Source organism: Cupriavidus basilensis, from assembly GCF_029335485.1.
Classification (GTDB): Bacteria; Pseudomonadota; Gammaproteobacteria; order Burkholderiales; family Burkholderiaceae; genus Cupriavidus; species Cupriavidus basilensis_E.
In genome coordinates this window covers 1-8,584 of record NZ_JARJLM010000728.1, presented here as the reverse complement: position 1 = coordinate 8,584, position 8,584 = coordinate 1, and the positions used below count along the sequence as shown (strand labels likewise).

Here is an 8,584-nt window from a genome sequence, read left to right as displayed (position 1 = left end):
GCACGTTGCCGCAGCAGACGCTGCGTGCCCACCTTGGCCTGCCGCGCAAGGAAAGCCGTTACGCAACCGCGGGCGTGGACACCGTCGCGCCGCGACGAAAGCGCGCCTGACCGGCGCGCACCGGTCACCGCAACAGGAGAGATAGCCATGCATGCCTCCACCGAGATCGAGAGCCTGGCGTTGCCGCCAGCCGCCAGGACAGCGAAGGGCGACTATGCTCGCTATCGGATCGTACCCGCCCGCTATCCGGCAAGAGCCGCCGGCACCGTGCTTGCCGGCATACTGATCGTCGCCATCTTCAATTCGGTGCTCGGCAATCCCCGCTGGGGCTGGCATGTCTTCGCGGCGTGGTTCTTGGCGGAGCCGGTGCTGCAGGGACTGGGCCGCACCTTGCTGCTGACGGCGCTAGGCGGTTTCCTTGGATTTGCGCTGGGCACGGTGATCGCCCTGGGCCGCGTGTCGCGCTCGCCGCTGCTGGCCGGCAGCGCATGGGCCTTTATCTGGCTCTTCCGCTCCATCCCGCTGATTGTGCTGCTGCTGATCCTGAACAACCTCGGCTATCTCTACGAGACGGTGTGGCTGGGCGTGCCGTTCACGGACATCACTTTTTTCAGCGCGCCGACCACCCAGCTCATCAGTCCCCTCCTGGCCGCCGTGCTCGGGCTGACCCTGAACCAGGCGGCATTCTCTGCGGAAACCATACGCGGCGGCATTCTCTCGGTGGACCAGGGGCAGCTCGAGGCCGCCGCGGCGCTCGGCCTGCCGCGCCGCCGGCAGGCGTTCCGCATCGTACTGCCACAGGCGATGCGCTCGATCCTGCCTGCGGCATTCAACGAGATCATCGCCCTCGCCAAGGGTACGTCGATGGTCTACGTGCTGGCGATGCCGGAGCTGTTCTACACCATCCAGGTCATTTACCGCCGCAACCTGGAAGTCATCCCGCTGCTGATGGTGGCCACCGTCTGGTACCTGATCATCCTGACCGTGCTCTCGGCCATCCAGGTGCATATCGAGCGGTACTACTCGCGCGGCGCGCTGCGAAATCCCCGGGCATCGTGGGTGGCGTCCTTGATGTCCCGCTACGCCAGCCGGTTCCGCCCGGGATCGCGCAGGCCGGGCTTCGCGCCGGCAGATACGGCTACGCCGTCACCCGTGGCAAACCGCTGGGCATGCGACCGCCGCGCCGGGGGCGAAGTCGCGATTCATGGCATATCCAAGAGCTACGGGCAACTCAAGGTATTGGACAATGTATCGCTCACCGTTCGCGGCGGCAGCGTCACGGTCATCCTCGGCCAGTCCGGCTCGGGCAAATCCACGCTGCTGCGGACCATCAACCACCTGGAGCGGGTGGACGACGGCTTTATCGATATCGACGGCGAGCTGATCGGCTACCGGCAGGAGGGCGAAATTCTCTACGAGCTGAAAGAGAAGGAAGTACTGCGCCGCCGGGCCGACGTGGGCATGGTGTTCCAGAACTTCAACCTGTTCCCGCACCTGAGCGTCCTGGAAAACATTATCGAGGCGCCGCTGGCCGTGCAGGGGATCGCCCGGCCGGACGCCGAGCAACTCGCGCGCGAACTGCTGGCGCGCGTAGGGCTTGCCGGGAAAGCCGATGCCTACCCGCGGCAATTGTCCGGCGGACAGCAGCAGCGCGTGGCCATAGCCCGCGCCCTTGCGCTCAGGCCCAAGGTACTGCTGTTCGATGAGCCCACCTCGGCGCTGGATCCGGAACTGGTCAATGAAGTGCTGGATGTGATCAAGGAACTGGCGCAGTCCGGCACCACGCTCATCATCGTCACCCACGAAATCGGCTTTGCCCGCGAGGTCGCCGACACCATCGTGTTCATGGAGCATGGCCGCATCCTGGAAGCGGGGACGCCCGCCAAGGTGCTGAACGCACCCGAGCACCCGCGCACCCGCGAATTCCTCTCGAAGGTCCTGTGATCCTCCGGGCGGTCTGCCCGGGGGCGCTGGCTTCTTCGCTCGTTTCTTCGCTTACGCCACACAAACCAGACACTACAAGCATGATCACTCGCCGCAAGTTGATTGCCGTTGCCCTGCTGTCCTTCGCCTCGCTTGGCTTTGCGGGTGGTACAGGCCATGCCGCGGAACGGTTCGATTTCACGCCACAGCAGACTGGCCGCGTTCGGGCCGGGAAGAATCCGGAGGCGGTCAAGGCCGTCGGAGCCAACTTCAGGTTCGTCAAGCAAGGCGTATTCACCGTCGGTATCGTGCCTTTCGCGCCGCCGATCGCCACCTATGCCACCGATGCCAGGACAGTCATCGGCTCCGATGCCGATTACGCGCAACTGGTGGCCGACGCGCTCGGCCTGCAGTTGGCACTCGTGCCAATTGCCTGGGCCGACTGGCCGCTGGGGCTGGCTTCCGGCAAATACGACGCCGTGATCTCCAATGTCGGCGTGACGGAGCAGCGCAAGGAGAAGTTCGACTTCACGTCTTATCGGCTGGGGCTGCACGGTTTCTATGCCAAGGCCGATAGCGCCATCAGGCGGATCTCCGAGCCGAAGGACATCGCGGGGCTGCGCGTCATCACGGGTTCGGGCACGATCCAGGAGAAGATCGTCCTGGAGTGGAACAGGCAGAATGTGGCCAAGGGGCTGAAACCCATCGAAATCCAGTATTACGACGACGATGCCGCCATTACCGTTGCGCTGCTGTCCGGCCGTGCCGATGTCAACTTCAACCCGAACGCGCCGCAGGCGTTCCAGGCCGCGAAAGACGGGAAGATAAGGCTGGTGGGCACCGTGAACGCGGGCTGGCCCCTGAAGGCCGACGTAGGCATTGCAACCCGCAGAGGAAGCGGCCTTGCCGAGGCGTTGACGATCGCCACCAACGGCTTGATCAAGAGTGGAAAGTACACCCAGGCGCTCGCCCGCTGGAGCCTGCAGGCGGAAGCCGTACCTCTGTCCGAAACCAACCCGCGCGGCTTGCCGAACTTCTGAGCATGGCCATTACCCACATCGGTTTTCTCACGCCAGGCAACCATCCGGAGGACGACCCCTTCCCAGGGCTGGAACAGAGCCTCCAGTTGTTCCGCTTCGGGGAAGACCTCGGCTATGACAGCGCCTGGGTGCGCCAGAGGCACCTGGAGCGTGCCGTGTCTTCCGCGGCCACGTTCCTTGCCGCCGCGAGCCAACGCACCAGCCGCATTGGCCTTGGCACGGCGGTGATCCAGATGGGCTATGAAAACCCGTTCCGGCTCGCGGAGGACCTGGCCACGGTCGACGTACTATCGCGCGGGCGCCTCCATGTGGGGCTTAGCGCGGGCGCGCCGCTCCATGGCGCGCTGCTGGGGGACCGGCTCTTCGACGGCGATCCCAAGGGCATCGATTTCTCCCATGCCCGTGTGGCGCGCCTGCGCGCCAACCTGGCGGGCGAACTGCTCGGGGACGACGACACGTTCATCGAATCCCCCGCGGGGCGTGGCCGGCCGCGCCTGAACCCGCCTGCGCCCGGCCTGACGGATCGCCTGTGGTACGGCGGCGGCTCGTTGCGTTCCGCCGAATGGGCAGGCCGCAACGGCTTCAATCTCTTGCTCGGCAACCTCAACGCCGGCGAAAAGACGGACGACTTCTACGCTGCCCAGCTAAGCCAGTTGGATCTGTTCCTGTCGAACTGGTCCGAGGCGAGGCCACCCAGGGTGGCGCTCGGCCGCGTGATCGTGCCGACCGACGGCGCCGATGCCCGGAGCCGCAAGCGCTATCGCGATTTCGCCGCCGGCCGCATCGAGCGCACCCGCAAGCCTCAGGGGGAGCGGCGCACCTTGTTCGCGCCGGATCTGGTGGCGACATCCGACGAGATACTGGAGCGCCTGCGCAAGGATGCCGTCGTCGGGCGCGTCAATGAGCTGCGCCTGGAGTTGCCTTACGATTTCGCGCAGGAGGAGTATGAGCAGATCCTGGCGGACTTCAGCCGCCATATTGCACCACGGCTGGGGTGGAGGCCGGCGGTGACGACGATCGCATAGTGCCCCTCGGGGTGTTACTCGCCGGGATCGGCGAGCCGATCAGGAGGTAGACGAAAGACTGGCCGCGGCGAGCCGGCGCGGCCATCCCCCTTACTGCGGCCCCAGCTTCCTGATCAGCGCATCCAGCTGCGCCAGTTCCTGCTCGTCCAGATCGGTCAGCGGCGCGCGGACCGGGCCGGCGTCGTGGCCGACCAGCCTGGCGCCGGCCTTCACAATGCTGACCGCGTAGCCTGCGCGGCGGTTGCGGATGTCGAGATAGGGCAGGAAGAAGTCGTCGATCAGCCGGTTGGTGGCTTCATGGTCGTCGGCGGCGATCGCACGGTAGAAGTCCATCGCCGTCTTGGGGATGAAATTGAACACGGCGGAGGAGTACACCGGCACGCCCAGCGCCTTGTAGGCGGCGGCATAGACTTCGGCGGTGGGCAGGCCACCCAGGTAGGACAGGCGGTCGCCCAGCTTGCGGCGGATGCGCACCATGTTCTCGATCTCGCCCACGCCGTCCTTGAAGCCGATCAGGTTGGGGCAGCGGTCGGCCAGCCGTTCGAGCATTTCGGCGTTGATGCGGGAATTGGCGCGGTTATACACGATCACGCCGATACTGACCGACTTGCAGACCTCTTCGATATGGCTGGCAATGCCTTCCTGGCAGGCTTCGGTCAGGTAGTGCGGCAGCAGCAGGATGCCCTTGGCGCCCAGGCGCTGAGCCTCCCTGGCATAGGCGATGGCCATGCGGGTCGGGCCGCCCGCGCCGGCCAGGATGGGCACCTTGCCGGCGCAGGTTTCCACCGCGGTGCGGATCACGTTGGCGTAGTCGTCCGGCGTCAACGAGAAGAACTCGCCCGTGCCGCCGGCGGCGAAGAGCGCAGTGGCGCCATAGGGCGCAAGCCATTCGAGGCGCTCTACATAGGTCTCGGGACGGAAGTTGCCTTGCACGTCGAAGTCGGTCACGGGGAAGGACAGCAGGCCTTCCGAGACGATCTGCTTGAGTTCTTGTGGTGTGGTCATGATGGCTGGTTCTGAGCGCCGCAAGGGCAGGGGTTAGGTCGGTGGCTCTGGTGCTTTCCGAAGATCTGCACGCTCTTGAGATACGTTATCGTACAACTAGGTTTTGCATTAGGCAAGCGGATTTCGTAGGCAGAGGGTGGCGCACCGGGCTAACGAGCAGGCACGCGGTTCCTGCCAGCACCGGAGCATCGCGCCATGGCTTGTCCGCAAAAAATCGAACCCACTGAAAGCAGCCTGAAAGCTTGACTTCATCGGTCGCCATCTCGCGGGTGACAGATATGGTGTGTGCGGGACAGCCCGGGGTCCGTCAGCACCACTCCCCGGGTAAACACTTAATGTTGCGCAGGAAACCGGATGCTTATAATCTTAGTCATACGACAACATATCACAAAGCAGTAGAGGGCCGAATGACCGGCAGCCGGAGAAAGGGCACCGTTCCAAGTCGCGCCAGCCAGTGCCGGAGACTCCAATGAACCTCAGCAACACGCTCAGCGTGCCCAGCCAGGCCACCCGCCGCAGCCATGTGCGCTACTGGATCCTCCTGATGATCTTCGTGGTGACCACGGTGAATTACGCCGACCGCGCCACGCTTTCCATCACCGGCCCCGCCATGCGGCAGGAGTTTGGCTTCGACGCCGTACAGATGGGTTTTATCTTCTCGGCCTTCAGCTGGGCCTATGTCATGGCGCAGATCCCGGGCGGCTGGCTGCTCGACCGCTTCGGCGCGCGCCGCATCTATGCCTGCAGCATCTTCCTGTGGTCGCTGTTCACGCTGCTGCAGGGCTATATCGGCGTGTTCGCCACCGCTGGCGCGGCCGTCACCACCTTGTTCGTGCTGCGCTTTGCCGTGGGCCTGGCCGAGTCGCCTGCCTTCCCGGCCAATGCCAAGGTCGTGGCGAGCTGGTTTCCCACGGCCGAGCGAGGTACTGCTTCGGCCATCTTCAATTCCGCCCAGTATTTCGCCGCGGTGCTGTTTACGCCCCTGATGGCCTGGCTGACCCATGCTCTCGGCTGGCACCACGTCTATATGTGGATGGGTGCGCTGGGCATGGTGCTGGCGGGCCTGTGGCTCAAGGTGGTGCGCAGCCCGGCCACCCATCCCCAGGTCAACCGCGCCGAGCTGGAGTATATCGAGCAGGGCGGGGGCCTGATCCAGATGAGCGGCGAGGCGGGCAAGAAGGAAACGGAGCCTGCCGGAACGCGCTGGTTCTATGTGCGCCAGCTACTGTCCAACCGCATGCTGCTCGGCGTGTACCTGGGCCAGTACTGCATCAATGTGCTGACGTATTTTTTCCTGACCTGGTTTCCGGTCTACCTGGTGCAGGCACGCGGCATGTCGATCCTGAAGGCCGGCTTCGTCGCGTCGCTGCCGGCCATCTGCGGTTTCCTGGGCGGTGTGCTGGGCGGCGTGATTTCGGACGGTTTCCTGCGCCGAGGTTATTCGCTGACAGTAGCCCGCAAGGTGCCGATCGTCGCGGGGATGCTGCTGTCGGTCAGCATGATCGCCTGCAACTATGTGGACAGCGAGTGGCTGGTGGTGGGCTTCATGGCGCTGGCCTTCTTCGGCAAGGGCATCGGCGCGCTGGGCTGGGCCGTGCTGGCGGATACGGCACCGAAGGAAGCGATCGGCCTGGCCGGCAGTATTTTCAATATGTTCGGCAATATCGCGGGCATCGTCACGCCGATCGTGATCGGTTATATCCTTGGCACCACCGGTTCCTTCAACGGCGCGCTGGTGTTCGTCGGCGTCAATGCGCTGGTGACGGTGATCAGCTACCTGGTGATCGTCAAGGATATCAAGCGCGTCGAACTCAAGCATCCTTAAGGTCCGTGACGCCGGCTGCGCTTCGCAGCCCGGGCAGTCCGCAGCAAGTGTTTCGCAAGGAAGAAAAACATGTCGGTGATCGATATCAGAGTAGAACGGCCAGCCGGTGCGCAGCCGGGCGGGCAGGTGCAGGGGATGCCGCTGTACATCCGCATTCATGAACTGGATAACGTGGCCATCGTCGCCAACGACGGTGGCCTGCCCGAGGGAACCGTGTTTCCTTGCGGCCTGACCTTGCGCGAGCGCGTCCCGCAGGGCCATAAGGTGGCGCTGGCCGACCTGGCGGCGGGCGACCCGGTGGTGCGCTACAACGTGGTGATCGGCTACGCGCTGCGCGACCTGCCCAGGGGCAGCTGGGTCAACGAGCGCGTGATCGAGATGCCGGTGGCGCCCGGGCTGGACGACCTGCCCATCGGCACTCGCGTGACGGCGCCGCCGCCGCCGCTGGAGGGCTATACCTTCGAAGGCTACCGCAATCCGGATGGCTCGGTCGGCACCCGCAATATCCTTGCCATCACCACCACCGTGCAGTGCGTATCGGGTGTGGTGGAGCATGCGGTGCGGCGCATCAAGGCCGAACTGCTGCCCCAGTACCCCAACGTGGATGATGTGGTGGGGCTGGAGCACACCTACGGCTGCGGCGTGGCCATCGATGCGCCGGACGCCATCGTGCCGATCCGCACCTTGCGCAACATTGCCCTCAACCCCAACTTCGGCGGCACCGCGATGATGGTGAGCCTGGGTTGCGAGAAGTTGCAGCCGGAGCGCCTGATGCCGCCTGGCACCATGCCCGTGCAGACCGGCGCGGGCAGCGTCGAGGTTGGCGTGGTGTGCCTGCAGGACGAACAGCATGTGGGTTTCGAGAGCATGATCGACTCCATCATGGCCATGGCGCAAACGCACCTCGCCAGGCTTGACCAGCGCCGCCGCGAGACCTGCCCGGCCTCGGAGCTGGTGGTCGGCGTGCAGTGCGGCGGCAGCGACGCTTTTTCCGGCGTGACCGCCAATCCGGCGGTGGGGTTCGCTACCGATTTGCTGGTGCGTGCCGGCGCCACCGTGATGTTCTCGGAAGTGACCGAGGTGCGCGACGGCATCGACCAGCTCACCGCGCGCGCCGCCACGCCCGAAGTGGCGCAGGCGATGATCCGCGAGATGGACTGGTACGACCGCTACCTGGAGAAGGGCCGGGTCGACCGCAGCGCCAATACCACGCCCGGCAACAAGAAGGGCGGCTTGTCCAATATCGTCGAGAAGGCCATGGGCTCGATCGTCAAGTCGGGCAGCACCGCGATCACCGGCGTGCTGTCGCCCGGCGAAAAGCTCAGGCAGAAGGGTTTGATCTACGCGGCTACGCCCGCCAGCGATTTCATCTGCGGCACCTTGCAACTGGCCGCGGGCATGAACCTGCATGTGTTCACTACCGGTCGCGGCACGCCTTACGGTCTTGCGGAAGTGCCCGTGATCAAGGTGGCCACGCGCAGTGACCTGGCGCGCCGCTGGCACGACCTCATGGATGTGAACGCCGGCCGCATCGCCACCGGTGAGGCCACCATCGAGGAGGTGGGCTGGGAGCTGTTCCGGCTGATGCTGGAGGTGGCGAGCGGCCGCAAGAAGACCTGGGCCGAGCACCACAAGCTGCACAATTCGCTGGCGCTGTTCAATCCGGCGCCGGTGACCTGAGCCGCGGCCGGCGCAGGGTTTCCGGGATGTCCCGGAAGCTGCCCGGGGCGTTCCGCCCCGGACGCTTTACATTCCCACAGGGCCAA

At 65.1% G+C, this 8,584-nt stretch carries 6 protein-coding genes; 5 read left to right on the top strand and 1 reads right to left on the bottom strand.

Annotated features, from left to right (window positions below; translation table 11 throughout):
- Window positions 1-147: 147 nt before the first annotated feature.
- From P3W85_RS44880 to P3W85_RS44870, 3 genes are all read left to right on the top strand, one after another.
- Complete coding sequence (locus tag P3W85_RS44880; protein WP_276269578.1) at window positions 148-1,944, top strand: amino acid ABC transporter permease/ATP-binding protein; 1,797 nt, start codon at window positions 148-150, stop codon at window positions 1,942-1,944.
- A gap of 80 nt (window positions 1,945-2,024) precedes the next feature.
- Window positions 2,025-2,963 (top strand): ABC transporter substrate-binding protein, encoded by a 939-nt coding sequence (locus tag P3W85_RS44875; RefSeq protein ID WP_276269577.1) that lies wholly within the window; start codon window positions 2,025-2,027, stop codon window positions 2,961-2,963.
- A gap of 2 nt (window positions 2,964-2,965) precedes the next feature.
- Window positions 2,966-3,988, top strand: coding sequence for an LLM class flavin-dependent oxidoreductase (locus tag P3W85_RS44870; RefSeq protein ID WP_276269576.1), 1,023 nt, complete (start codon window positions 2,966-2,968; stop codon window positions 3,986-3,988).
- 90 nt (window positions 3,989-4,078) lie between these two features.
- On the opposite strand, the gene kdgD is transcribed toward P3W85_RS44870, so the two are convergent.
- On the bottom strand, window positions 4,079-4,993 hold the full coding sequence (kdgD, locus tag P3W85_RS44865; RefSeq protein WP_276269575.1) for a 5-dehydro-4-deoxyglucarate dehydratase: 915 nt from the start codon (window positions 4,991-4,993) through the stop codon (window positions 4,079-4,081).
- 469 nt (window positions 4,994-5,462) lie between these two features.
- Between kdgD and P3W85_RS44860 the strand changes: the two genes are divergently transcribed.
- Window positions 5,463-6,818 (top strand): MFS transporter, encoded by a 1,356-nt coding sequence (locus P3W85_RS44860; protein WP_276269574.1) that lies wholly within the window; start codon window positions 5,463-5,465, stop codon window positions 6,816-6,818.
- Window positions 6,819-6,944: 126 nt separating this feature from the next.
- A complete protein-coding gene (gene garD, locus P3W85_RS44855) occupies window positions 6,945-8,498 on the top strand; it encodes a galactarate dehydratase (RefSeq protein WP_276269579.1) in 1,554 nt (517 codons plus the stop codon).
- The last annotated feature ends 86 nt before the right edge of the window (window positions 8,499-8,584 follow it).

Coding starts and splice junctions, on each gene's coding strand:
- P3W85_RS44875 (WP_276269577.1), top strand. CDS start 2,025: ATGATCACTCGCCGCAAGTTGATTGCCGTTGCCCTGCTGTCCTTCGCC.
- P3W85_RS44880 (WP_276269578.1), top strand. CDS start 148: ATGCATGCCTCCACCGAGATCGAGAGCCTGGCGTTGCCGCCAGCCGCC.
- kdgD (WP_276269575.1), bottom strand. CDS start 4,993: ATGACCACACCACAAGAACTCAAGCAGATCGTCTCGGAAGGCCTGCTG.
- P3W85_RS44870 (WP_276269576.1), top strand. CDS start 2,966: ATGGCCATTACCCACATCGGTTTTCTCACGCCAGGCAACCATCCGGAG.
- P3W85_RS44860 (WP_276269574.1), top strand. CDS start 5,463: ATGAACCTCAGCAACACGCTCAGCGTGCCCAGCCAGGCCACCCGCCGC.